Consider the following 26,084-nt stretch of genomic DNA (forward strand, 5'->3'; position numbering starts at 1 on the left):
CACTCAACCCGCGGCGGCTTCCATGCGTACCGCGCCACGGCGGTTCTGACCGAAGGCAACCACACAATTGCGTCCGGCGCCCTTGGCGTTATAGAGGGCCTGGTCGGCGGACTTGAGGACTTCTTCAGGGGTGCGCTGCTCGACACGTTCCGCGACGCCGATGCTGACCGTTACCGACACGCTGGACGCACCCGCGCCGGAACGCCGCTGGCGGCCTTGTTGGTCATCCTGGGGTCGGCTGTCCGGATTGCGCAGTTGAATGCTGTACGTCTCGATGGACTGACGGATGACCTCAAGGTGAGGCATGCACTCGTCGATGGTCTTGCCTGCAAACACCAGCGCAAACTCCTCGCCACCGTAGCGATAAGCCCGACCGCCGCCGCCGATTTTCGACAGTTTACTGGCCACCAGGCGCAGCACCTGGTCGCCCACGTCGTGGCCATGGGTGTCGTTGAATTTCTTGAAGTGATCCACATCGCTCATGGCAAGCACATAGTTGCGACCCAGCCGTTGCATGCGCTCGTTCAGTGCCCGCCGTCCCGGCAAGCCGGTCAGCTCATCACGAAACGCCATTTGATAGGCCTCATGGGCAACCGCCGCAGCGATCATCAGCATCACCTGGCTGCACATGATGTTCAGGGTGAATGGCAGGATGAAGGTTTTCGGCAACATCCAGAACAGCCCCAGCACGCCCACCAGTTGCGCGGCATGCAAGGGCCGGGGATTGCGCCAGTATTGCCATGACAGCAACAGGAATACGCCGATGAACACCGGATAGGACAACTGGATCAGGCTCATCCACGCACCATGCAACGCCGGCCAGCGGATCTCCGAAAGCCACAGCAGCAAGGCTTGAGGAAAGCTCTGTTCCAAGGCCAATGCCACACTGCCAAAGGCCAGCAGCACCGCAAACCGCGCCACCATGTCCTGGAACAGGTGGGTGCGCTCCTGCCATGCCGCGAACAGGCCAAACAACAGCGGCAACAACAGACAGACCAGGTGGAACACCACGGCCGCGTCTTCTCGCACCTTGCCGTTGTCCCGGTAGAAATCGGTCTGGGTGTCCAACAGAAAGTAGCCGATGTACACCGTGACCATCAGAAACAGCTCACGTTGACGTCGGTAAACCGCGCAGTACGCACCGCCCAGCAGCAACACCAGCGTAGGAAGAACGTTGAACAACGAGGTGAAGAAAACGTTGAGATCCTTGACGTAGGCAGCCGCAAGCCCCGCCAGCAACAGCAACAGCGAAGGTAGGAAATGACTGAAACGTACAGCGGAAGAACGCGGCAAGGGTAAAGCTCCAACCCGGCTGATCAAAGATGGCATTGTGCCTGCAATCGGGGCAGTAAGGCACGGGAGATGTGACAGATGTCACACTGCCATCGCTGTAACGGCAGGAAGGGATGTTTTCTTAAAGGCCTATTGGATGAATATTGTTTCAGGATCAGCGCATACCCCCTGTGGGAGCGAGCCTGCTCGCGAAGCGGTGTATCAGATAATTTTTTTGTCGACTGACACACCGCATCGCGAGCAGGCTCGCTCCCACAGTTTTTTCCTGCGGGCATGAAAAAGCCGCTGCGTCCCGAAGGAGGCAGCGGCTTTCAGAAGATACCGCCTGAGGCTTAGTAACCCAGTGCGAAGTCTCCTTCTTTCATGTCCATCAAGTTATTGGCGCCCGACAACATGGCAGCCACGTGGGTACGGGTACGCGGCAGGATGCGCTGGAAGTAGAAGCGCGCCGTCTGCAGCTTGGCGGTGTAGAAAGCCTCTTCGGTGGTGCCGGCAGCCAGTTTTTCCGCCGCCAGACGCGCCATGTCGGCCCAGAAGTAGGCCAGGCAGGCGTAACCGGAGTACATCAGGTAGTCCACCGAGGCCGCGCCGACTTCTTCGCGGTCCTTCATGGCCGCCATGCCAACCTTCATGGTCAGCTCGCCCCACTCCTTGTTCAGCGCGGCCAACGGTCCGACGAACTCCTTGACCGCTTCGTTGCCTTCGTTGCCCTGGCAGAACTTGTGGACGATCTTGGTGAAGCCCTTGAGCGCTTCGCCCTGGGTCATCAGCACTTTACGGCCCAGCAGGTCGAGGGCCTGGATGCCGGTGGTGCCTTCGTACAGCATCGAAATGCGACTGTCGCGAACGTTCTGCTCCATGCCCCACTCGGCGATGAAGCCGTGGCCGCCGTAGATCTGCACGCCGTGGTTGGCCGATTCGAAGCCGACTTCGGTCATGAACGCCTTGGCGATCGGCGTCATGAACGCCAATAGCGCATCGGCCTTTTTCTTCTCTTCCTCATCGACGCCGTACTTGACGATGTCGACCTGCTTGGCGGTGAAGTAGACCATCGCCCGGTTACCTTCGGCAAAGGCCTTCATGGTCAGCAGCATGCGACGCACGTCAGGGTGCACGATGATCGGGTCAGCGGGCTTGTCCGGCGCTTTCGGGCCCGTCAGGGAGCGCATTTGCAAGCGGTCACGGGCGTATTTCAAGCCGCCCTGAAAGCCGATTTCAGCGTGGGCCAAGCCTTGCAAAGCGGTGCCCAGGCGTGCGGTGTTCATGAAGGTGAACATGCAGTTCAGGCCTTTGTTCGCCGGGCCGATCAGGAAACCGGTGGCCGCGTCGAAGTTCATCACGCAGGTAGCGTTGCCGTGGATGCCCATCTTGTGTTCGATCGAACCACAGCTCACCGCGTTGCGCTGGCCGATGGTGCCGTCGGCGTTAGGCAGGAACTTGGGCACGATGAACAGCGAAATGCCCTTGGTACCGGCCGGAGCGTCCGGCAGACGCGCCAGAACGATGTGGACGATGTTGTCGGCCATGTCGTGTTCGCCGGCCGAAATGAAGATCTTGGTACCGGTTACCTTGTAGGAGCCATCGGCCTGTGGCTCGGCCTTGGTGCGCAGCATGCCCAGGTCGGTGCCACAGTGGGGTTCGGTCAGGCACATGGTGCCAGTCCATTCACCGGACACCAGCTTGGTCAGGTAAGCCTCTTGCTGCTCGGGCGTACCGTGCTCGGAAATCGTGTTCATCGCGCCGTGGGACAGGCCCGGGTACATGCCCCACGACCAGTTGGCTTCGCCGACCATTTCGCTGACGGCCAGGCCCAGCGACTCCGGCAGGCCCTGACCACCATGCTCGACGTCATGGGCCAGGCTTGGCCAGCCGCCTTCAACGAATTGCTTGTAGGCTTCCTTGAAACCGGTCGGGGTTTTCACGCCGGACTCGCTCCAGGTGCAGCCTTCGGTGTCACCCACACGGTTCAGCGGAGCCAGCACCTGCTCACAAAACTTGGCGCCTTCTTCGAGAATGGCGTCAACCATGTCCGGAGTTGCGTCCTGGCAAGCCGGAAGGCTCTGATAATGCGCTTCATAGCCAAGCAGTTCATCACGAACGAAGCGAATATCACGCAAGGGGGCCTTGTAGTCAGGCATAGCGATAACCTCTGCTGATGTAACCGGGGATGAACGACCGCGTGGATTTGTTATGGCGGTCAAACAGTTGTTTGAAACATACGTTTACGCCTAAATCTTGTCAAGCGCCGATCTTTTGCCGTTCGTCATCGCCCCCTCAAAAAAACTCAGGTACGTCCATCCCGTGCGGTTTACACCCACAGCGAGTGAAGGAAAAGATTAGTTGAGCGTGAGGGAGTTAGAGACGAAAACGCCGCGAATAATCGCGGCGCTTTCGCAAATCGGGGAACTCAAGATCAGGCGAAGGTATCGATCAACGTACCCAGCATTTCGTCGGACGCTTTAGCCACGCTCACGCCCGCTTGCACCTGGAACTTGCCCTGGGCCATTTCAACCATGTTGCTGGCCAGGTCCGACTGCTGGCTGCGATCCACCGACCGCAGGCGATCGACCTGGACTTCGGACGACTGACTGGTAACCGCCCGCTCGATGGTGTTGTTGGCGATTTGAGATGAAGCCTGATCGACACGGTTCTGCCCTGTCTGAATAGTACTCAGACCAGCATAGAATGCGGTACTTCCTGAGATTTCCATGGCAAGGCTCGTATCTTGAAGGGTCGACAAGGCCATTGAATCAGAAGCACTGGGAAAAGGCCCGACAAAAACACTAATGGCACAGTGCCTTGTTATAGGCAAACCCTAATCCAGCAGGTCCAGATGCAGGTACCCGGCCACGGCTTCCGCCGTTACGCCCTTGATTCGTGGCACCCGGCCCAGGCACGGTGCCGGAAGGCGTTCGGCGAGCGTGGCCAGATTTTCCTCCAGGCGCGACGTCTTGGGGTCGACGATATTCGCCACCCAACCAGCCAATTGCAGGCCATCCCGGGCGATGGCTTCGGCGGTGAGCAACGCGTGACTGATACAGCCCAACCGTACCCCCACTACCAGAATTACCGGCAGCCCCAGGGCCATTGCCAGGTCCGAGAGATTGTCCTGATCAGCCAACGGAACGCGCCAACCGCCCGCGCCCTCAATCAAGGTGAAATCGGCTTGCAGGGCCAGCACGTCACGCATCGGCCCCAACAACGACTGCACCGTCAACGCCACGCCGGCTTCCCGGGCCGCCAGATGCGGCGCAATGGCCGGCTCGAACGCCACCGGGTTGACTTGGGCATACGTCAGCGGCACCGAGCATTCCGCGAGCAGGGCCAGGGCGTCGGCATTGCGCAGGCCCTTGGGCGTGACTTCGCAACCGGAGGCCACGGGCTTTCCGGCGGCGGTGCTCATGCCGGCCTGTCGTGCTGCGTGCAGCAGGCCGGCCGCAACAGTGGTCTTGCCCACGTCGGTATCGGTGCCGGTGATGAAGTAAGCCTGGCTCATAGAGGTTTCTCCAGCACGGCGTAGACCACCTGATAGGTCGCGGGCAACCCTTCTACCCGACGAAATTGCTCGTAGGCTTCAATCATCCCCAGGATCCTCGCTCTGCCGGTCAACCCTCCCGGGCGGCCGGGATTCAGATTATGGGCACCGAGGGATTTCAATTCATGGGTCAGGCTGCGTACGTCCGGGTAATGCAACACATGGGGGCGGTTCTCGAGGCTGATGACCTTCAACCCGCTTTCCATGCACAGTTGTCGATAGGTTTCGAACTCCCGGAAACGGTTGACGTGCACCAGGCCGTCCACCTGGCGCCAGCTTTCGCGCAACTCATACAACGTACCGGCACAGAGGCTGGTGAAGGCAAAGACCCCGCCCGGCTTCAGTACACGATGGGCCTCATTCAACACCGAGGCAAAGTCCGCACACCACTGCACCGCAAGGCTGGAGAACACCAGGTCGCAGCTCGACGCTTGCAGGGGCAGGCGCTCCGCGTCCCCGGCCACGAAATGCGCAGCCCCACCCTGGGGACGGGCACGGTTGAGCATGCCTTCGGCGATATCCAGCGCAACGCCGCTGGCCACGCCGAAGCGCGCGCCCAGCGCACGGGTGAAGTGACCGGTGCCGCACCCCACGTCCATCCAGCGTCCCGGCACGAGCGAGGCAGGTAACTGCTCCAGCAACTGTTGACCCACGTCGCGCTGCAATTCCGCCACGCTGTCGTAGCTGGCCGCCGCCCGGGAGAAAGAGGCTGCCACCTGGCGCTTGTCAGGCAAGGCCCCGGGCAATTTGGGAAGGGATAGGTCAGTCATCACCGGCCTCATGAAAAAAGGCCTGGATCGCCCCCGCGACACCGTGCGGGTCTTCCAGAAGAAATCCATGACCGGCCTGTTCGATCAGGCCGATCTCGACGTCCGGCAACAATGCCAGCAATTCACTCGCGGCTTCGGCCGGCACCAGGGCGTCGAGCCCGGCAAACAGATGCAATTGCGGGCCACGGAAGCGTTGCAAAGCGGCACGGGTATCCAGCTGCGCCAGCACTTGCAGACCGGCCATCGACACCTCCGGCGCGGTGTTCGGTGCGCCGGCCAGCAGCAGCCTCGCCAACCCACGGGGGTCGCTGCAGCCCTGGGCGCATAACAAACTGAAACGCTTGAGGGTCAGGCGTGGATCGGCGGCACACCCGTCGAGGAAACCGTCGAAGGTGTCACTGGCCATCGCGCTCGGCCATTGCTCATGAGCCACAAACGAAGCATTGCTCGCCAGGGTCAACAGCCCGCAGCAATGCTCGCCCCGGCGCGCGGCCAACTCGGAGGCCAGCATGCCGCCCAGGGACCAGCCGCCCAACCAGGCATCCTGGGGCACGCTGGCGTCCAACTCGTCGAGCCATTCCTCGGGATTACTCGTTACCAGGGCCGGCAATGGCTCGATTTCCACCCGCAGATGTTCGTCGAGCCCGTGCAACGCAGCGGCCAGCGGTTCCAGCGGGGAAACGCCCAACCCCCAACCAGGCAGCAATATCAATCGATCACGCATGGCTTGCCTCCGGCCCCAGCAGAGCAAAACACTCGGCCAGTGCATTCAACAATAGTTGCACCTGGGCCTCGCTGTGGGCGGCCGTCAGGGTCACACGCAAACGGGCGCTGCCGGCCGGTACGGTGGGTGGCCGTATCGCGGTGACCATCAGACCCCGTTCGCGCAGCATTTGCGACAGGCGCATCGCTCGCCCGGCATCGCCGATCAGAATCGGCTGGATCGGCGTGAAGCTGTCCATCAGTTGCAGGCCAATCTGCTCCGCGCCATGGCGAAACTGACGGATCAACACTTGCAAATGCTCGCGCCGCCAATGCTCGCTGCGCAACAACTCAAGACTTTTGAGCGTGGCGCAGGCCAGGGCCGGCGGTTGGCTGGTGGTGTAGATATAGGGGCGGGCAAACTGGATCAGGCTCTCGATCAGCTCTTCACTGCCTGCCACAAAAGCGCCAGCGGTGCCGAAGGCCTTGCCCAGGGTGCCGACCAGCACCGGCACGTCGTCCTGGCTGAGGCCGAAGTGCTCGACGATACCGCCTCCGCTCGCGCCCAACGGACCGAAACCGTGAGCATCGTCGACCATCAGCCAGGCGCCCCTGGCCTTGGCTTCACGGGCCAGGGCCGGCAGATCGGCAATGTCGCCGTCCATGCTGAAGACCCCGTCGGTGACCACCAGCGTATTGCCGGTGGCTTTCTCCAGACGGCTGGCCAGGCTCCGGGCGTCGTTGTGCAGATAACGGCTGAAACGCGCGCCGGACAGTATCCCGGCGTCGAGCAACGACGCGTGATTGAGCCGGTCCTCCAGCACCGTATCGCCCTGCCCGACCAGTGCGGTCACGGCGCCGAGGTTGGCCATGTAGCCGGTGGTGAACAGCAGCGCCCGCGGACGACCGGTGAGATCGGCAAGGGCCTCCTCCAGGGCGTGATGGGGACCGCTATGGCCGATCACCAGATGGGAAGCACCGCCACCCACCCCCCAACGGGTCGCCCCGGCACGCCAGGCTTCGATCACCTGCGGGTGATTGGCCAGGCCCAGGTAGTCGTTATTGCAGAACGCCAGCAACGGTTGCCCATCCACCACCACCTCCGGGCCCTGGGGGCTTTCGAGCAGCGGACGTTGGCGATAGAGGTTTTCGGCACGACGGGCAGCCAGGCGTGCGGCGAGATCGAAGGGCATGCTGGCCTCGGGGTGACCACTATTCAAAGATTGAAGGGTTCCCCTGTGGGAGCGAGCCTGCTCGCGATGGCGGTGTGTCATTCGACGTAAATGTTGAATGCTCTATTGCTATCGCGAGCAGGCTCGCTCCCACAGGTCCCCCATTCCAAACAGAAAAATCGGGGTTGATCACACAGCCGCGTTATAGAACTGCTCGCTGCTCTTCTGCTCCACCAGCGCCTGTTCAATCGCGGCCTGGTGCACTTCGTCGGCATGTTCTTCGCGGACTTCGGGCTGGATGCCCAGGCGAGCGAACAGTTGCATGTCCTTGTCGGCCTGCGGGTTGGCGGTGGTCAGCAGCTTGTCGCCGTAGAAAATCGAGTTGGCGCCGGCCAGGAAGGCCAGGGCCTGCATCTGTTCGTTCATCGCTTCGCGACCGGCGGACAGGCGAACATGGGATTTGGGCATCAGGATCCGCGCCACGGCGAGCATGCGGATGAAATCGAACGGGTCGACATCCTCGGCATTTTCCAACGGCGTGCCGGCGACCTTGACCAGCATGTTGATCGGCACCGACTCCGGATGTTCTGGCAGGTTCGCCAACTGGATCAGCAGGTTGGCGCGGTCATCGAGGGACTCGCCCATGCCGAGGATGCCGCCGGAGCAGATCTTCATCCCCGAATCACGCACGTAGGCCAGGGTTTGCAGGCGCTCGCTGTAGGTACGGGTGGTGATGATGCTGCCGTAGAATTCCGGCGAGGTATCGAGGTTGTGGTTGTAGTAATCCAGGCCGGCCTGGGCCAGTGCCTCGGTCTGCTCCTGGTCGAGACGCCCCAGGGTCATGCAGGTTTCCAGGCCCATGGCCTTCACGCCTTTGACCATTTCCAACACGTAGGGCATGTCCTTGGCCGACGGATGCTTCCACGCCGCGCCCATGCAGAAACGGGTCGAACCGATGGCCTTGGCACGCGCGGCCTCTTCGAGGACCTTCTGCACTTCCAGCAGCTTTTCCTTGTCCAGCCCGGTGTTGTAGTGGCCGGATTGCGGACAATATTTGCAATCTTCCGGGCAGGCGCCGGTCTTGATCGAGAGCAGCGTGGAAACCTGAACGCGGTTGGCGTCGAAATGCGCACGATGCACGGTCTGCGCCTGGAACAACAGGTCATTGAACGGCTGGACAAAGAGTGCTTTGACTTCGGCCAAAGACCAGTCATGACGCAGGTTGGCAGTGATGCTGGCGCTCATGGGTATTTCCTTGATTATGCTTGGCTGGCGACTGGGGACACGCAATACCCACAGGCGCGACACGGATGTTCGGCATATTTAAGGAAGAGTCATGCGCTGTCAACCACCATACGAAGGACCGGTTTACATCTGGTTAAAAAACAAGCAATTCTGTCTCCTGTGTGGCGACGCTACCGATACGCAGCAGCCAATCTGCATACCCTGCGAAAGCGAATTGCCCTGGCTCGGCGATCAATGCGTCATTTGCGCCCTGCCGCTGCCCATGGCCGGGCTCCGTTGCGGGCAATGCGCCACGCAACCACCAGCTTTCGAGCGCGTCCTGGCGCCCTGGGCTTATGATTTCCCTGTGGACAGTCTGATCACCCGTTTCAAGCACCAGGCAAAATGGCCTCTCGGGCGCCTCATGGGCGAACTGTTGGCGCAGTCGCTGCAACATCATTTCGACGAAGGCCTGGAGCGGCCCGACGCGCTGGTGCCGGTACCGCTGGCGGGTCGACGCTTGCGCCAGCGCGGGTTCAACCAGGCGACCCTGCTGGCGCGCTGGCTCGGTGCTGAGTTACAGATTCCCTGCGAAGAACATCTGCTGCTGCGCATCCACGACACCCCGGCGCAACAGGCACTCGATGCCAGGGACCGGCGCCGGAATCTGCGCCAGGCCTTTGCCCTCGCGCCCGATGCCCCGTTGCGCAACCGCCACCTGGCCCTGGTAGACGATGTGCTCACCACCGGCGCAACCGCCCAGACGCTGGCCCAATTGCTGCTCGATGGCGGTGCGGCCCGGGTCGATGTGTATTGCCTGGCGCGCACGCCCAAACCCGGTGAGCCGGCTTGACGCGCGGCGGCCGAGGCGCCAACGTCCATTCATTCACCCTCGCGCGCAGTTTCCGCCATGTCCTTACCTACGCTTCTGACCCAACACATTGTCCGGCGTCCGCAACGCATCGCCCTGTTGCAACATATTGCCGAGCAAGGCTCCATCACCCGTGCCGCCAAGAGCGCGGGCCTGAGCTACAAGGCGGCATGGGATGCCATCGATGAGTTGAACAACCTGGCGGACCAGCCGCTGGTGGAACGCAGCGTCGGTGGCAAGGGCGGTGGCGGTGCCAGGCTGTCGGAAGAAGGGCAACGGGTGCTGCGCCTGTACCTGCGCCTGCAAGCCTTGCAGGCGCAGTTGCTGGAGGCGAGCGAAGACGCCGGGGACCTCGGCCTGCTGAGTCGCCTGATGCTGCGCACCAGCGCTCGCAATCAGTTGCACGGCAAAGTCCTTGGCATCGACGCCCAGGGCCATAACGACCGGGTGCGCCTGGAACTGGCCCGTGGCCTGGTCATCGAGGCACAGATCACCCACGACAGTACGGTGCGCCTGGAGCTGGCTATCGGCACCGAGGTGGTTGCGCTGATCAAGGCCGGCTGGCTGGAATTGTTCCCCAACGGGCCCCTGGAGAAATCAGGCTTAAATGCCCTACAAGGCGTCATCGAACATATCGCCACGGCCACCAACGGTCCCAGCGAGGTGCGTATCGGCTTGCCCAACGGCCAGACCTTGTGCGCCCTGGCCGATCCGCTACAACTGCAAGCGCGCAACCTGGGCACCGGCTCACCGGTGCAAGTGGTGTTTTCGGCAACGAATGTGTTGCTCGGGACACCGTTATAAAGGTACTGAAACAAAAGCTTCATCGACCCGCTTTAAGGTGACTGCCAAAACCAGCAGGGAGCCTGAGATGAGCCTATTAGAAGAAAACCAATCCACCGACCTGGAAAAGATCGTCGGCCTGAGCCGCCGTAGCTTTATCGGCGCCGGCGCCTTGTGTGGCGCGGCCATGTTCCTGGGTGGCAACCTGTTGAGCCGCAGCGCCCTTGCCGCCGCCGTCAGCGAAGGCAACAGCAAGTTGCTGGGCTTCGACAGCATCGCTGCCGCCACGACCGACACCCTCACCCTGCCACCCGGCTACAAGTCCTCGGTGTTGATCAGTTGGGGTCAGCCGTTGCAGAAGAACGCCCCCGCATTCGACCCGAGTGGCAATGGCACCGCGCGTGACCAGGAAATGCAATTTGGCGACAACAACGACGGCATGAGCCTGTTCCCGTTCCCGGGCGACGAGAACCGAGCGCTGATGGCAATCAACAACGAATACACCAACTACCGCTACCTCTTCGCCCATGGCGGCCAGCCGCAGTCGGCCGAAGACGTGCACAAGGCCCAGGCCAGCGAAGGCGTATCGGTGATCGAAGTGAAGCGCCAGGGCGGCCAGTGGCAATTCGTCCAGGCATCGCGCTACAACCGCAGGATCCATGGCAACACCCCGATCGAACTGAGCGGGCCGGCCGCCGGACATGAACTGCTGAAAACCGGCAGCGACAAGAGCGGTAAGAAAGTCCTCGGTACTTTCCAGAACTGCGCCAATGGCATGACGCCGTGGGGCACCTACCTGACCTGCGAAGAAAACTTCACCGACTGCTTTGGCAGCAGCAAGTCCGATTTGCAGTTCGATGAAGCGCAAAAGCGCTACGGCGCCACCGTCACCAGCCGCGAGATCAACTGGCACTTGTACGATCCACGCTTCGATCTGGCGAAGAATCCCAACGAGCTCAATCGCCATGGTTGGGTAGTGGAAATCGACCCATTCGATCCAGCGTCCACCCCCGTCAAACGCACCGCCCTGGGCCGCTTCAAACACGAAAACGCCGCCCTGGCACAAACCGGGGATGGTCGCGCCGTGGTTTATATGGGCGACGACGAGCGTGGTGAATTCATCTACAAATTCGTCAGCCGCGAGCGCATCAATCACAAGAACCCCAAGGCCAACCGCAACCTGTTGGACCATGGCACCTTGTATGTGGCGCGCTTCGACGCCGGTGACAGCAATCCGGACCACCCGAAAGGCAAGGGCCAGTGGATCGAACTGACCCATGGCAAGAACGGCCTCGACGCCAGCAGCGGCTTCGCCGACCAGGCCGAAGTGCTGATCCACGCGCGCCTGGCCGCCAGTGCCGTGGGCGCCACACGAATGGACCGCCCGGAGTGGATCGTAGTCAGCCCGAACGACGGCCAGGTCTATTGCACCCTGACCAACAATGCCAAGCGCGGCGAAGACGGCCAACCGGTGGGCGGGCCCAACCCTCGGGCCAAGAACGTCTATGGGCAGATCCTGCGCTGGCGCACCGACCGCGACGACCACGCGTCCATGACCTTCAGCTGGGACCTGTTCGTAGTGGCCGGAAACCCGACCGTACATGCCGGTACACCGAAAGCCGGTTCGTCCAACATCAACCCGCAGAACATGTTCAACAGCCCCGATGGCCTGGGCTTCGACAAGGCCGGCCGGCTGTGGATCCTCACCGATGGTGACGTCAGCAACACCGGGGATTTCGCCGGCATGGGCAACAACCAGATGCTCTGTGCCGACCCCAACAGCGGCGAAATCCGTCGGTTCATGGTCGGGCCGGTGGGCTGCGAAGTGACCGGCATCAGCTTCGCGCCGGACCAGAAGGCCTTGTTCGTCGGGATCCAGCACCCTGGCGAAAACGGCGGTTCGACCTTCCCCGAGCACCTGCCCAACGGCAAGCCGCGCTCGTCGGTGATGGTGATTACCCGCGAGGACGGCGGAATCATCGGCGCCTGATAGGGCCCCATCGCGAGCAGGCTCGCTCCCACAAGGATCAGCAACATTGAAGATCCGATGTGGGAGCGAGCCTGCTCGAGATGGCTTCAGCACAGCCACCACCTATCTGCCTCCGTCTGCGCTAACATGCTGGGCCGGACGCGGCAGCCCTGCCGCTGCGCAGGAGTCAGCATGTCCCATCCGTTCGAAACCCTCACGCCCGACCTGGTGCTCGATGCCGTAGAAAGTATCGGCTTCCTCAGCGACGCCCGTGTGCTGGCTCTCAACAGCTACGAGAACCGCGTCTACCAAGTCGGCATCGAAGACGCCGAGCCGCTGATCGCCAAGTTCTATCGCCCCCAGCGCTGGACCAACGAAGCGATCCTGGAAGAACACCGCTTCACCTTCGAGCTGGCCGATTGCGAAGTGCCGGTAGTGGCGCCGCTGGTTCACAACGGCGCCAGCCTGCACGAACACGCCGGGTTTCGTTTCACCCTGTTCCCTCGCCGCGGTGGCCGAGCACCGGAGCCAGGCAATCTCGACCAACTCTATCGCCTGGGGCAATTGCTCGGACGCCTGCACGCGGTAGGCGCCAGCCGCCCGTTCGAACACCGCGAGGCCCTGGGCGTGAAGAACTTCGGCCATGACTCACTGGCGACCGTATTGGAAAGCGGTTTCGTGCCCCGCAGCCTGCTTCCGGCCTACGAGTCGGTGGCAAGGGATCTGCTCAAGCGTGTCGAAGAAACCTACGCCGCCACGCCCCATCAGAACATCCGCATGCACGGTGACTGCCACCCGGGCAACATGATGTGTCGCGACGAGGTTTTCCACATCGTCGATCTGGACGACTGTCGCATGGGCCCGGCGGTACAGGATCTGTGGATGATGCTGGCCGGCGATCGTCAGGCATGCCTGGGCCAGTTATCGGAATTGATGGACGGCTACCAGGAGTTCCATGACTTCGACCCACGGGAACTGGCGTTGATCGAACCTTTGCGCGCCCTGCGCCTGATGCACTACAGCGCCTGGCTGGCCCGTCGCTGGGACGACCCGGCATTCCCCCGCAGCTTCCCGTGGTTCGGCAGCGAGCGCTATTGGGGCGACCAGGTGCTGGCATTGCGCGAGCAACTGGCGGCGCTCAATGAAGAGCCGTTGAAGTTGTTCTGAAGAGCGCACTTCAACCATCACCACAATCCCCTGTGGGAGCGAGCCCGCTCGCGATCGCGGTGTGTCAGACAACATATTCGTAAGCTGATACACCGCGATCGCGAGCAGGCTCGTTCCCACAGGAGGTATTTGCGTTGTTGCTCAAAGGTTCGCCCAAAACCTGACAAATCTACTTACAATCACTCCTTTGTTAGCTGCCTAAGCAAGGATTCTGCATGCAAGCCGCCAACCCGCGTCGCGGGTACATCCTGGGCCTGAGTGCCTACGTCATCTGGGGATTGTTCCCCATCTATTTCAAAGCGATAGCCAGCGTGCCGGCCGTGGAGATCATCATCCACAGGGCGCTGTGGTCGGCGCTGTTCGGCGCGGCGCTGCTGATGGTCTGGAAACACCCAGGCTGGTGGCGCGAGCTGCGGGACAATCCGCGTCGCTTCGCGATCCTGGCCTTAAGTGGCACATTGATCGCGGCCAACTGGCTGATCTACGTCTGGGCGGTGAACAATGGTCGCATGCTCGAAGCCAGCCTGGGTTACTACATCAACCCGCTGGTGAATGTGCTGCTGGGGATGCTGATCCTCGGCGAACGGCTGCGGCGCATGCAATGGCTGGCGGTGGGGTTGGCAGCGGTTGGCGTGGCGCAGCAGGTCTGGCAGGTCGGCAGTTTGCCGTGGGTGTCCCTGGCGTTGGCGTTGACCTTCGGCTTCTATGGTCTGATTCGCAAGCAAGCCCCGGTCAAAGCCTTGCCAGGGCTGGTGGTGGAAACCTGGATGCTGGTACCGATCGCCATAGCATGGTTGCTGTTCAACCCGACCGCCACCAGTGCCCAGGCAGCGTTCTGGACTACCTCCGAAGCCTGGTGGCTGGTGGCGGCCGGCCCGGTGACACTGGTTCCGCTGGTGTGCTTCAACGCCGCCGCCCGGCATCTGCCCTACACCACGCTGGGCTTTCTCCAGTACATCGCACCGACACTGGTGCTGCTGCTGGCAGTGCTGCTGTTTGGCGAGCATCTGTCGTCCAGCACCTTGGTGGCGTTTCTGTTTATCTGGGCCGGACTTGCGGTATACAGCATCGACGCCGTGATCAGTATGCGCCGACGCAACTGATCAAAAATCGTACATCCCTCTACAGGCCACGCTTGACGTGGCCTGCGTTGATCCACCCCAAGGTTATCCACAGCGTCATCCCCGCCGTTTGTGCACAAGCCCTTGAAAATTGGCGATTTTTTGATCATCGCCGGCAAAGACCCGCCGGGCCTGGGCTGGCGCCGGGTCTCTACAGGTTATCCACAGGCAGGTGCAGCTTTTCCTTGGATAACCGGCCTCACGCCTCATCGCTCAGTTTGAGTTCCACCATCAATTCGTCGGCCAAGGTCTCCAAGCGTTCCTGCAACGTGTCCAACGACAGCGTCAGCGGCACGCCCAGGATCGCTTCGGCGTGAAACAGCAGTTCGCTGCTCATCGGTGCCGGCCCGACATGGGTCACCAGCCGCTCGACATTGACCCCCTGCTCGCTCAGCAACCGGGTGATGTCCCGCACGATGCCGGGACGGTCGTTACCCACCAGCTCCATGGCAATGGGTTTCCAACTGCAGGACTCCTCGATCGTGCTCTGCGCGATGAGCACGCGAATGCCATGGCTCGCCAACCCCTGCAAGGCTTCGATCAGTTCCTCATGGGATTCGGCCGGAGCGCTGAGGCGCAGTATTCCGGCAAATTGCCCCGCCAGATGCGACATGCGGCTTTCCAGCCAGTTACCGCCGTGCTCGGCAATGCATTGGGCGATGCGCTCGACCTGCCCGGGTTTGTCCGGGGCGAAAACGGTGATGACGAGATGGTCCATGGCGCAGCCCTCTTGTTATGGGAAGAAAGAGTATAGGCAGCATGAGCTGGGTAGGAGCTGTCGAGTGCAACGATGCTGCGATCTTTCCCATACCAATTGATTCGGGAGCGAAAGATCAAAAAGCAAAGATCGCAGGCTTCGCCAGCTCCTACACTCGGCGGCTGCATTTATCATTCTGAGGTCCACTTACAATCGTGTACAAGTCATAAGATTTATATGGAACAATTCATCGGTTTTTTGAGAACATCAGACGTCTCGTCGTGACCGTACTGCTTTAGTCGGTCGCGGAACGACGCAATTAGTCTAATTTTCACAACCGCAACTGTTCATGTAGTATTCCGCAGCGAGCACTACATAATGTTGGACCGATGTCTGCCAAGGCGCAGTCGCATCCCTGAAAGCCCCATCAGCAAGGCTTAACGCCCATGATAGGTCCCACCCAGCCGCCAGCGATGGCATGTACTGGTTCCGGGGTTTGTGGTTTAAATGTCCCGAGGCTTCATTGTCAAAATCGAAGAGCTGAAAAGCGAAATAGCTGAGCAGAGTGAGAGGCAAGCAATGACTGAACACGTTCAAGTCGGTGGCCTTCGGGTCGCCAGAGTCCTGTTCGACTTCGTGAACAACGAAGCCATCCCCGGTACCGGTCTGACCGCCGACCAGTTCTGGGCCGGTGCCGACAAGGTCATCCACGACCTGGCACCGAAGAACAAAGCCCTACTCGCCAAACGCGATGATTTCCAGGCTCGGATCGATGCCTGGCACCAGTCGAAGGCCGGCCAGGCCTTTGATGCCGTGGCTTACAAAGCCTTCCTGCAAGACATTGGATACCTGCTGCCAGAAGTGGCGGATTTCCAGGCTACGACCCAAAACGTCGATGACGAAATCGCCCGCATGGCCGGCCCGCAGCTGGTGGTGCCGGTGATGAATGCCCGTTTCGCCCTCAACGCTTCGAACGCCCGCTGGGGTTCGTTGTACGACGCGCTGTACGGCACCGACGCCATCAGCGAAGCCGATGGCGCGGAAAAAGGCAAAGGCTACAACAAGGTTCGCGGCGACAAGGTCATCGCTTTCGCCCGTGCCTTTCTCGACGAAGCAGCCCCCCTGGCGGCCGGCTCCCACGTCGACTCCACCGCCTACAAGATCGTCGACGGCAAACTGGTGGTCGCCCTCAAGGGTGGCAGCAACAGTGGCCTGCGTGACGATGCCCAACTGATCGGTTTCCAGGGCGACGCCTCGGCTCCCACCGCGGTACTGCTCAAGCACAACGGCCTGCACTTCGAAATCCAGGTCGATGCCAGCACCCCAGTCGGCCAGACCGACGCCGCCGGCGTCAAAGACATCCTGATGGAAGCCGCGCTGACCACCATCATGGACTGCGAAGATTCGGTCGCCGCCGTCGATGCCGATGACAAGGTAGTGATCTACCGTAACTGGCTCGGCCTGATGAAAGGCGATCTGTCGGAACAGGTCGCCAAGGGCGGTCAGACATTTACCCGCACCATGAACCCGGACCGCGCGTACACCGCCGTCGACGGTTCGAGCCTGACGCTGCACGGTCGCTCGCTGTTGTTCGTGCGCAATGTCGGTCACCTGATGACCATCGACGCGATCCTCGACAAAGATGGCAACGAAGTGCCGGAAGGCATTCTCGACGGTCTGGTGACAAGCCTGGCGGCGATCCACAGCCTCAACGGCAATACGTCGCGCCGCAACAGCCGCACCGGCTCGGTGTACATCGTCAAGCCGAAGATGCATGGTCCGGAAGAGGCCGCGTTCACCAACGAGCTGTTCGGTCGCATCGAAGACGTGCTGAACCTGCCGCGCAACACCCTCAAGGTCGGGATCATGGATGAGGAGCGCCGCACCACGGTCAACCTCAAGGCCTGCATCAAGGCTGCCAGCGAGCGCGTGGTGTTCATCAACACCGGTTTCCTGGATCGCACCGGCGACGAAATCCACACCTCGATGGAAGCCGGCCCGATGGTGCGCAAGGCCGACATGAAAGCCGAGAAGTGGATCGGCGCCTACGAAAACTGGAACGTCGACATCGGCCTGAGCACCGGCCTGCAAGGTCGTGCGCAGATCGGCAAGGGCATGTGGGCCATGCCGGACCTGATGGCGGCGATGCTCGAACAGAAAATCGCCCATCCGATGGCCGGTGCCAACACCGCTTGGGTTCCATCACCGACCGCCGCCGCGTTGCATGCGCTGCATTACCACAAGGTCGACGTGTTCGCCCGTCAGGCCGAACTGGCCAAGCGGACCCGCGCTTCGGTAGACGATATCCTGACCATCCCGCTGGCGGTCAACCCGAGCTGGACGCCGGAGCAGATCAAAAACGAGTTGGACAACAATGCCCAGGGCATCCTCGGCTACGTGGTGCGCTGGATCGACCAGGGCGTCGGCTGCTCCAAGGTGCCGGACATCAACGATATCGGCCTGATGGAGGACCGGGCGACGCTGCGCATTTCCAGCCAGCACATCGCCAACTGGCTGCGCCATGGCATCGTCACGCAGGACCAGGTGATGGAAAGCCTCAAGCGCATGGCGCCAGTGGTGGACCGCCAGAACGCCAGCGATCCGCTGTACCGTCCGTTGGCACCGGACTTCGACAGCAACATCGCTTTCCAGGCAGCGGTCGAGCTGGTGATCGAAGGCACCCGGCAGCCTAACGGCTACACCGAGCCGGTGCTGCACCGTCGTCGCCGCGAGTTCAAGGCGGCCAATGGTCTGTGATTGAGCGGTAGCGATAAATGAGGAAGGCCCTGATCTTGCGATCAGGGCCTTTTTTGTTTGCATAACCGCCTTTGCTGATCATCCCCACGCTCTGCGTGGGGATGCCGCAACGGACGCTCCGCGTTCGGCTCTTCGGGACGCGGAGCGTCCCCGGCTGCATTCCCACGCGGAGCGTGGGAACGATCGCCACAGGCTAGAGATCCATCCCCAGCTCCCGCTTGACCAACTCCAGCAACTTCTCCGTATCTATGGGCTTGAGCAGAAAATCCACCACGCTCAGGTGCATCGCCTCGATGGCGTCCTTCACGTCGGCATCGCCGGACACGATGATGATCGGCAGCGCGGCCCGCTCCGACTCGCGGATCAGGCGCACCAGTTCCAGGCCATCGACATTGCCCATACGCAGATCGGTGATCAGCAGGCCGATCGACGGCTTGGTTTCCAGCATCCTGAGTGCGGTTTCGCCGCTGGCGGCGGTCATGCAATGGATGCCATCCAGCGCCAGGATTTCCGACAGCAGCTCGCGAGCGTCCTTGTCGTCATCGACGATCAAGACTCGCTGCGGCGGCAGGTCAGGCTCCAGCATGACGGCACTCAACGCTTCGCGCTCGGCGTCACTCAAAATATCGTGATCGGACATGATGCTCTCTACATTCCTTGAATCGATCCCCTGGCACAGTGGTCAGACATCGTTCGGCAGCGCTTCAATGTGCACTTCGTCGGATTTTTTTCCAAGAACATTCAATGAAGATTTTTCCAGGGCTCGTGCAGGACTTTTTCTGTAGGTCGTCCCCCTTTGCAGGAACCTAGACTTACGTCCAATGGGCACTCCCCCCTCAGAGGTCGACCATGGGGAACAGATCCGACCACAACAATTCAAAAAAGATTGCGCAATGGTTATGAAAAAAGCGGACGCCTTCATCCAGGCGGGGAAAACCGCGGTGTTGCAGAACATCCAGGGCACGTTGCAGTTCCTCCAACGCTTCCCCCCGTTCAACCAGATGGAAAATGCTCACCTGGCGTACCTGGTGGAACAATGCCTGCTGCGCTTCTACGCGCCAGGTGAAACCATCATCAAGCCGGCCGACGGTCCGGTGGAGCACTTTTACATCGTCAAGCAGGGCCGGGTGGTAGGGGAGCGTCCGCATTCGGCCAAGGGTGGCACCGAGACCACTTTCGAAATCACCACCGGCGAATGCTTTCCCCTTGCCGCACTGCTCGGGGAAAGGGCCACGCGCACCGAGCACCGGGCCGGCGAAGACACGTTCTGCCTGCAATTGAACAAGCAGGCTTTCATCAAATTATTCGCCTTGTCCGGCCCGTTTCGCGATTTCGCCCTGCGCGGGGTCAGCAGCCTGCTCGACCAGGTCAACCAGCAGGTCCAGCAAAAATCCGCGCAGACCCTGGGCACCCAATACTCCCTGAATACCCGCCTGGGTGAGCTGGCGATGCGTCATCCGGTGAGCTGCAGCCCTGACACGCCGTTGCGCGAAGCCGTGAAGCTGATGCACGAGCAGCAGGTCGGTAGCATCGTGGTGGTGGACGAACACAAGGCGCCGGTGGGGATTTTCACCCTGCGTGACCTGCGACAGGTCGTGGCCGACGGTTCCGGGGACTTTTCCCAGGCCATCGCGGCGCACATGACCCAGGCACCGTTTTTTCTCTCGCCGGATCACAGCGCCTTCGACGCGGCCATCGCCATGACCGAACGCCACATTGCCCATGTCTGCCTGGTCAAGGAACAGCGCCTGTGTGGCGTGGTATCGGAACGGGATCTGTTTTCCCTGCAGCGAGTCGACCTGGTGCACCTGGCCCGGACCATTCGCAGCGCCCCCCGGGTGGAAAACCTGGTGGCCCTGCGGGGCGAAATCGGCCAACTGGTGGAACGCATGCTGGCCCACGGCGCGTCGTCGACCCAAATCACCCACATCATCACCTTGCTCAACGATCACACCGTGAGCCGCGTCATCGAGCTGACCCTGGCCGAAAAAGGCGATCCGGGAGTGCCGTTCAGTTGGTTGTGCTTTGGCAGTGAAGGCCGGCGCGAGCAAACCCTGCACACCGACCAAGACAACGGCATCCTGTTCGAGGCCCGGGACGCGGCCCATGCGGCGCAGATCCGCGGCCTGCTGCTGCCCATCGCCCAACAGATCAACCAGAGCCTGGCGCTGTGCGGCTTCACGCTGTGCAAGGGCAATATCATGGCCGGCAACCCGGAACTGTGCCTGTCCCGCGCCGAATGGTCCCGACGCTTTGCCGCCTTCATTCGCGAAGCGACGCCGGAAAACCTGCTGGGCTCCAGCATTTATTTCGACCTGCGGGTGGTCTGGGGCGACGAGCAAGGCTGCAATCAGTTGCGCCGGCAGATCCTCGATCAGGTGGGCGATAACCGTCTATTCCAGCGCATGATGGCCGAGAACGCCTTGCGCCATCGCCCTCCGGTCGGGCGTTTCAGGGATTTCGTGCTGAGCCGTAAAAACGGTGAGAAAGCCACCCTGGACCTGAAAGTGCAAGGCCTGACGCCCTTCGTCGACGGCGCCCGCCTGCTGGCGCTGGCCAATGGCATCGAGGCCAACAACACCCTGGAGCGTTTGCGGCAACTGGTCGCCCGGGAGGTGATCGATCCCCTGGATGGTGCGGCCTATGAAGAGGCCTACCACTTCATCCAGCAAACCCGTATGCAGCAACACCAACTGCAGACCCGCGAGAACCTGCCCTACTCCAACCGTGTCGACCCCGACAGCCTCAATCACCTGGATCGGCGGATCCTGCGTGAATCCCTGCGCCAGGCTCAACGCCTGCAAAGCAGCCTGACCTTGAGGTATCAACTGTGAACCTGTTTTCCTGGTTGCGCCCGGCCTCGCCGACGTTGCCGGACGCGTTGCAGCGGCGCCTGGAAAACCTGTCGCCGCCCTCGCCCCTGGATGAGCGCAGCCTGCGGGAGCAGCGCTGGGTGGTGGTGGACCTGGAAACCACCGGCCTGAACTTGAACAAGGATCAGGTGCTGTCCATCGGGGCGGTGGTGATCGAAGACGGTGCCATCGATTTCAGCCAGCAGTTCGAGCGCACCTTGCAATGCGAGAAGCAGAAGCTCGGGCCGAGTGTGTTGATCCATGGCCTGGCACCCAGCGCAATCGCCGCGGGCAGCGACCCGGCCGAAGCATTGCTGGCGTTCATGGAGTTCGTCGGCGACAGTCCGCTGCTGGCCTTCCACGCGCCCTTCGACGCCCACATGCTCGGTCGCGCCCTGAAAGACCACCTGGGCTACCGCTTGCAGCACGTGTTCCTCGACGTAGCCGACCTGGCGCCGATGCTCTGCCCCCAGGCAGCGCTGCGCAAGAGCGGCCTGGACGACTGGATCGAGGCTTTCAAGCTGCAAGTGGTTGATCGTCACAATGCCAGCGCCGACGCCCTGGCCACGGCGGAACTGGCACTGATCCTGTTCAGTCGCGCCCGCCAGCAACAGATCCACAGCCCGCTCAACCTGCAACAGTGCCTGGGCCAGTGGAAGCGCCGGCAGCAGGCGCCTTCCATGTAACACTGACCCAGCATGGCTGACCTGTAGGAGCATGGCTTGCCCGCGATGCAAACAACTCGGTCAGGCTGTTAATCCCGGATGATGCTATCGCGGGCAAGCCTTGCTCCCACAGAGTCAGCTAAATCCACAGACAGTATCCCGATCAGCTCCAATTGCATTCCCGCCCCCGCCTCTGCCACAATCGCGAACAATTCTCGTTACTTAAAACATCGGTGATGCTCCGTGTCGTCAGTCCCTAGCCCCCGCAACGATCTGGTTGGTGCGTTGTACCGTGATCATCGCGGTTGGCTGCTGGCGTGGTTGCGGCGCAACGTGGCCTGTCCGCAACGGGCCGAGGACTTGAGCCAGGACACCTTCGTGCGCCTGCTCGGCCGTAATGAGCTGACGGCCCCCCGCGAGCCCCGGGCATTCCTGGTGGCAATCGCCAAAGGCCTGCTGTTCGATCATTTCCGTCGGGCCGCCCTGGAGCAGGCTTACCTCACCGAACTGATGCTGATTCCCGAAGGCGAACAGCCGTCGCTGGAAGAACAGCAATTGATCCTCGAAGACCTCAGGCAGATCGATCGCCTGCTCGGCAAGCTGTCGAGCAAGGCTCGCGCCGCGTTCCTGTATAACCGGCTGGACGGCCTCGGCCATGCCGAAATCGCCAAGCGCCTGGGGGTTTCGGTGCCACGGGTACGCCAGTATCTGGCGCAGGGCATCCGACAGTGCTACATCGCACTCTATGGGGAGCCGACATGAGCCCGGCCCATTCCAAACCGGTCTCGGCCAGCGTGTTGGATGCCGCCATTGCCTGGCAGTTGTCGCTGGATTCAGGCAGCGGCAGCGCTCAGGAGCGCGAAGCGTTCGCCCGCTGGCACGCCGCCGATGAAGAACATGCCCGGGCCTGGCGGCAGTTGGGCATGCTCGACCAGCGCTTCAGCGTTGCCAACGGACCGGCGCGGGCCGCGCTACTGCAATCGCGGGTGAGTATCCGTCGCCGGATACGCAAAGTGGGCAGCAGCCTGGCCAGCATTGTCGCGGTCATCGGCCTGACATTGTTTGCCGGTGAACGTTATCTGCCGCTGGACTACTGGCTGGCCGACCAACGCACCGCAACCGGCGAGCAACGTACCCTGCGCCTGGCCGACGGCACGCTGATCAACCTCAACACCCACAGCGCGCTGGACGTGCGCTTTGACGCTAAACAACGACGCATTGTTCTCCAGGAGGGCGAGATCCTGGTGGAGACCGGCCACAACGACCCACGTCCGTTTATCGTCGAAACCCGCGAAGGCAGCCTGCGCGCCCTGGGCACGCGGTTCCTGGTCAAGCGCGAGGACGACGGCACTCGCCTGAGCGTATTGCAATCCGCCGTGGCCGCCCACCCACAGGCCTCGGGGCAAGAACAGATTCTGCGCGAAGGCCAGCAGGTGCTGATGCGCCGTGACGGCCTTGGCCCCACCCTGGCCCTGAGCCCCGGCGCCGATGCCTGGACCCGTGGCATGCTGGTGGTAGAGAACGCTCGCCTTGAAGATCTGGTGCATGAGTTGGGGCGCTATCGACGCGGCTACCTGGGGGTCGAGCCCAAAGTGGCGGATTTGCGCATCACCGGCAGCTTTCCGCTGCATGACACCGACCTGGCCCTGAGCGCGCTGCTGCCGACCTTGCCGGTGCAGATTGAGCATCACACGCGGTGGTGGGTGGTGGTGCAACCCAGCACCGGGGCCAAGGCCCGATAAAAGGTGATCCATGGGATCGCCTTCGCAAGCAGGCTCGCTTCCACAATGCATTGGCGCGCATCCATCCCTGTGGGAGCGAGCCTGCTCGCGAAGGGGCCGTCAGCCCTGCACAAAACAGGTCTGGTTTAAATCCTGAATCTAAATTATTTTCATCTACCCCTATCACTTTTGCATTTTCATTCGGCATCCAGGCAATTGAGAAATATTTCCATTCAGGAGCCGCCGTATGTCCCGCCCGCTAGACACCCTGTTGCGCCCCAGCCTGTTGGCCGTTGCCATCGTCCTTGCCGTCCCGTTGGCCAGCGGCCCACTCCTGGCGGCCGAACAGCCGTCCAGCGTGCGCACTTACAACCTGCCCGCCGCGTCACTGGCCAGCACCCTGAACCAGATCGCCAGTCAGGCCGGTCTCGCTCTGAGCCTGAGCCCGACATTGGCCGCAGGCAAAACCTCGGCCCCGGTCCAGGGCCAGTTCGATGCCGCGGGCGCATTGCGTGAAGCCTTGCGCGGCACCGGCTTGCAACTGCAACAGAGCAGCACCGGCACCTACAGCCTGGTGGCCGTGCCCGAAGGCGTCATGGCCCTGCCGGAAACCAGCGTGATCGGCGCCGGCCTGAGCGAAAGCGCCTGGGGCCCGAGCGAGAGCTATGCAGCCACTCGCACCGCCGCCGGCACCAAGACCGATACGCCGATCGTCGAACTGCCGCGCTCGGTCTCGGTGGTGACACGCCAGCAGATGGAGGATCGCTCGGTCCTCAACCTCAACGATGCCCTGCGCTACACCGCCGGTGTGCAGAGCAGCGGCTACGGCTCGGATTCGCGTAACGACTGGCTGCTGGTGCGCGGTTTCATACCGACTCAGTTTCTCGATGGCCTGCCGCTGCCCAAGGGCAACTACATCACGCCGAAAATCGAGCCCTGGAACCTGGAGCGCATCGCCGTGCTGCGTGGTCCGGCATCGTCGGTCTACGGCCAGACACCACCCGGCGGCATGCTCGATATGGTCAGCCGTCGCCCACAAGCCGAGAGCAGCCACGAAGTCGAGTTGCAGGCCGGCAGCTATGAACACAAGCAGATCAACTTCGACAGCACCGGCCAGATCGATGACGAAGGCCAATTCCTCTATCGGCTCAGCGGCACCGTGCGCGACAGCAATGCCCAGGTCGATCACATCCCGGACAAGCGCTACAACATCGCCCCGAGCCTGACCTGGAACATCAACGACGACACTCGCCTGACCTTCCTGTCCCAGTACACCCGCGACGACACTGGCATCACCGGGCAATTCCTGCCCTTGCAAGGCACCAAGCTGTCCTCGCCGGCCGGCAAGATTTCCCACCACAAGAACCTGGGCGATCCGGACTGGGAATTCTACGACCGCACCTACTACGCCCTCGGCTATGCCTTCGAACATCGCTTCAATGACACCTGGCAGTTCCGCCAGAACCTGCGCTACACCAAGAGCGACCTGGAATTCCAGGGCCTCACCGCCGGCGGGTCGTTCTTCCCGGCGGGCCCCGATCAAGCCGTGAGCGCCGACGGCACGGTCAAACGCAGCGCCGGTATCGTTAACGAAGACATCAGTCAGTTCGCCGTCGATAACAATTTCCAGGCCGACTTCCAGACCGGTGCCCTGAGCCATACGCTATTGCTTGGCCTGGACCATCAGCGTTCCAACAGCAATTCGCGCTGGAAATGGGGATCCACCGGCGTCCCGACCACCAATATCAACAACCCGATCTATGGGCAGGATTTTTCCAACGTCCAGTACTTCGATATGTACGACTACAACCAGAAGACCCAGCAGACCGGTCTGTATATCCAGGACCAGATGGCCCTGGACAACTGGCGCCTGACCCTAGGCGGTCGTGAGGACTGGATTCACACCGGCACCGAGTTCCACAACCTGAACAACGCCACGAACACTCAGCGCGATAAGAAATTCAGCGGTAACGCCGCACTGAGCTACGTCTTTGATAACGGCGTGACGCCTTATATTTCTTTCGCCCAGTCGTTCCAGGCGGCGGCCGGCTCGACCGTCAACAGCACCGACGCGTTCAAACCGACCGAGGGCGAACAGTACGAGGCTGGCATCAAGTACCAGCCCCCAGGCACCAAGACCCTGCTGACAGCCGCAGTGTTCGACCTGACCCAGAAGAACAACTCCGTGACCGAAAACAACATCACCCGCCAAGTCGGCGAGGTGCAGGTACGCGGCCTGGAGCTGGAAGCCTCCGGTGACGTCACCGACAATCTGAAACTGATCGGTTCCTACACCTACAACGACAGCGAAATCACCAAGGGCACCGCAGCTGAAAAGGGCAAGCGCATGGCCCAGGTGCCACGCAACCAGGCCACCGCGTGGGCCGACTACACCTGGCACAACGGCCTGCTCGACGGCTTCGGTGTCGGTGCCGGTGTGCGTTACGTCGGCGACACCTACGGCAACACCACCAACACCGATTGGGGTCATGTCGGCTCCTACACCGTCTACGACGCATCGGCCCATTACGATCTGGGGCGTGTGAGCAGCTCCCTCAAAGGCGTATCGGTGGCGGTGGACGCAAAGAACATCTTCAACAAGGACTACCTCTCCACCTGCGACGGCTTCTATTGCTACTACGGCGATCAACGCAACGTGGTCGCCAGTGTGAATTACAAGTGGTAACTGGCCGCCTTCATTTGAAGAGTCCGTGGCGAGGAAGCTTGCTCCCTCGCCACGATGAATCACACAGCTCTTGAGTGAAGCGCTTTCGCAATCGGACCC

General features: G+C 61.6%; 21 protein-coding genes. 11 read left to right on the forward strand and 10 right to left on the reverse strand.

Annotation, left to right across the window (positions count from 1 at the left end):
• Positions 1–3 precede the first annotated feature (3 nt).
• The 8 genes from FGE05_RS00360 to bioB all read right to left on the reverse strand — a co-directional run bounded on the left by FGE05_RS00360 (position 4) and on the right by bioB (position 8,717).
• The gene (locus FGE05_RS00360) at positions 4–1,293 is read right to left on the reverse strand and encodes a GGDEF domain-containing protein (RefSeq protein WP_139640643.1); all 1,290 of its coding nucleotides are present in this window, start codon (positions 1,291–1,293) and stop codon (positions 4–6) included.
• Between the two features lie 332 nt (positions 1,294–1,625).
• A complete protein-coding gene (locus FGE05_RS00365) occupies positions 1,626–3,431 on the reverse strand; it encodes a phenylacyl-CoA dehydrogenase (RefSeq protein WP_139640645.1) in 1,806 nt (601 codons plus the stop codon).
• 275 nt (positions 3,432–3,706) lie between these two features.
• Positions 3,707–4,003, reverse strand: coding sequence for a pyrroloquinoline quinone biosynthesis protein PqqE (locus FGE05_RS00370; protein WP_139640647.1), 297 nt, complete (start codon positions 4,001–4,003; stop codon positions 3,707–3,709).
• A 105-nt stretch (positions 4,004–4,108) separates the two neighbouring features.
• Positions 4,109–4,789, reverse strand: a complete 681-nt coding sequence (gene bioD / locus FGE05_RS00375) for a dethiobiotin synthase (protein ID WP_139640649.1) — start codon at positions 4,787–4,789, stop codon at positions 4,109–4,111.
• Complete coding sequence (gene bioC, locus FGE05_RS00380; protein ID WP_139640650.1) at positions 4,786–5,598, reverse strand: malonyl-ACP O-methyltransferase BioC; 813 nt, start codon at positions 5,596–5,598, stop codon at positions 4,786–4,788. Before bioC ends, bioD begins: the two co-directional genes overlap by 4 nt.
• Complete coding sequence (locus FGE05_RS00385) at positions 5,591–6,322, reverse strand: alpha/beta fold hydrolase (protein ID WP_139640652.1); 732 nt, start codon at positions 6,320–6,322, stop codon at positions 5,591–5,593. The genes bioC and FGE05_RS00385 overlap by 8 nt, the downstream gene beginning before the upstream one ends.
• Positions 6,315–7,493: an 8-amino-7-oxononanoate synthase gene (gene bioF / locus FGE05_RS00390; protein WP_139640654.1), complete on the reverse strand. Its 1,179-nt coding sequence runs from the start codon at positions 7,491–7,493 to the stop codon at positions 6,315–6,317. The genes FGE05_RS00385 and bioF overlap by 8 nt, the downstream gene beginning before the upstream one ends.
• A 168-nt stretch (positions 7,494–7,661) precedes the next feature.
• On the reverse strand, positions 7,662–8,717 hold the full coding sequence (bioB, locus tag FGE05_RS00395) for a biotin synthase BioB (RefSeq protein WP_139640656.1): 1,056 nt from the start codon (positions 8,715–8,717) through the stop codon (positions 7,662–7,664).
• A 91-nt stretch (positions 8,718–8,808) separates the two neighbouring features.
• Here bioB and FGE05_RS00400 point away from each other — a divergent pair, with 91 nt between their 5' ends.
• From FGE05_RS00400 to rarD, 5 genes are all read left to right on the forward strand, one after another.
• The gene (locus FGE05_RS00400; RefSeq protein ID WP_139640658.1) at positions 8,809–9,549 is read left to right on the forward strand and encodes a ComF family protein; all 741 of its coding nucleotides are present in this window, start codon (positions 8,809–8,811) and stop codon (positions 9,547–9,549) included.
• 57 nt (positions 9,550–9,606) lie between these two features.
• Positions 9,607–10,371 (forward strand): TOBE domain-containing protein, encoded by a 765-nt coding sequence (locus FGE05_RS00405; RefSeq protein ID WP_139640660.1) that lies wholly within the window; start codon positions 9,607–9,609, stop codon positions 10,369–10,371.
• A gap of 67 nt (positions 10,372–10,438) precedes the next feature.
• Positions 10,439–12,340: a PhoX family phosphatase gene (locus tag FGE05_RS00410; RefSeq protein ID WP_139640662.1), complete on the forward strand. Its 1,902-nt coding sequence runs from the start codon at positions 10,439–10,441 to the stop codon at positions 12,338–12,340.
• Between the two features lie 171 nt (positions 12,341–12,511).
• Entirely contained in the window at positions 12,512–13,486 is a 975-nt protein-coding gene (locus FGE05_RS00415; RefSeq protein WP_139640665.1) for a serine/threonine protein kinase, read from the forward strand.
• Between the two features lie 215 nt (positions 13,487–13,701).
• Positions 13,702–14,589 (forward strand): EamA family transporter RarD, encoded by an 888-nt coding sequence (gene rarD / locus FGE05_RS00420; protein WP_139640667.1) that lies wholly within the window; start codon positions 13,702–13,704, stop codon positions 14,587–14,589.
• Positions 14,590–14,806: 217 nt separating this feature from the next.
• On the opposite strand, the gene FGE05_RS00425 is transcribed toward rarD, so the two are convergent.
• Positions 14,807–15,325 carry a glycine cleavage system protein R gene (locus FGE05_RS00425; RefSeq protein WP_139640669.1) on the reverse strand — a complete coding sequence of 173 codons (519 nt, stop codon included), beginning with the start codon at positions 15,323–15,325 and terminating at the stop codon, positions 14,807–14,809.
• Between the two features lie 558 nt (positions 15,326–15,883).
• Between FGE05_RS00425 and FGE05_RS00430 the strand changes: the two genes are divergently transcribed.
• Positions 15,884–18,061 carry a malate synthase G gene (locus tag FGE05_RS00430; protein ID WP_139640671.1) on the forward strand — a complete coding sequence of 726 codons (2,178 nt, stop codon included), beginning with the start codon at positions 15,884–15,886 and terminating at the stop codon, positions 18,059–18,061.
• 193 nt (positions 18,062–18,254) lie between these two features.
• On the opposite strand, the gene FGE05_RS00435 is transcribed toward FGE05_RS00430, so the two are convergent.
• Positions 18,255–18,701: a response regulator gene (locus tag FGE05_RS00435; protein WP_139640673.1), complete on the reverse strand. Its 447-nt coding sequence runs from the start codon at positions 18,699–18,701 to the stop codon at positions 18,255–18,257.
• A 253-nt stretch (positions 18,702–18,954) separates the two neighbouring features.
• Here FGE05_RS00435 and FGE05_RS00440 point away from each other — a divergent pair, with 253 nt between their 5' ends.
• From FGE05_RS00440 to FGE05_RS00460, 5 genes are all read left to right on the forward strand, one after another.
• Positions 18,955–20,895 (forward strand): putative nucleotidyltransferase substrate binding domain-containing protein, encoded by a 1,941-nt coding sequence (locus FGE05_RS00440; protein WP_139640675.1) that lies wholly within the window; start codon positions 18,955–18,957, stop codon positions 20,893–20,895.
• A complete protein-coding gene (locus FGE05_RS00445) occupies positions 20,892–21,599 on the forward strand; it encodes a PolC-type DNA polymerase III (RefSeq protein WP_139640676.1) in 708 nt (235 codons plus the stop codon). The genes FGE05_RS00440 and FGE05_RS00445 overlap by 4 nt, the downstream gene beginning before the upstream one ends.
• A 222-nt stretch (positions 21,600–21,821) precedes the next feature.
• The gene (locus tag FGE05_RS00450) at positions 21,822–22,340 is read left to right on the forward strand and encodes an RNA polymerase sigma factor (protein ID WP_139640678.1); all 519 of its coding nucleotides are present in this window, start codon (positions 21,822–21,824) and stop codon (positions 22,338–22,340) included.
• On the forward strand, positions 22,337–23,320 hold the full coding sequence (locus FGE05_RS00455; protein WP_139640680.1) for a FecR domain-containing protein: 984 nt from the start codon (positions 22,337–22,339) through the stop codon (positions 23,318–23,320). The genes FGE05_RS00450 and FGE05_RS00455 overlap by 4 nt, the downstream gene beginning before the upstream one ends.
• A gap of 226 nt (positions 23,321–23,546) precedes the next feature.
• Positions 23,547–25,985 carry a TonB-dependent siderophore receptor gene (locus tag FGE05_RS00460; RefSeq protein WP_139640682.1) on the forward strand — a complete coding sequence of 813 codons (2,439 nt, stop codon included), beginning with the start codon at positions 23,547–23,549 and terminating at the stop codon, positions 25,983–25,985.
• Positions 25,986–26,084: the final 99 nt, after the last annotated feature.

Source organism: Pseudomonas sp. ICMP22404, from assembly GCF_006227205.1.
Classification (GTDB): domain Bacteria; phylum Pseudomonadota; class Gammaproteobacteria; order Pseudomonadales; family Pseudomonadaceae; genus Aquipseudomonas.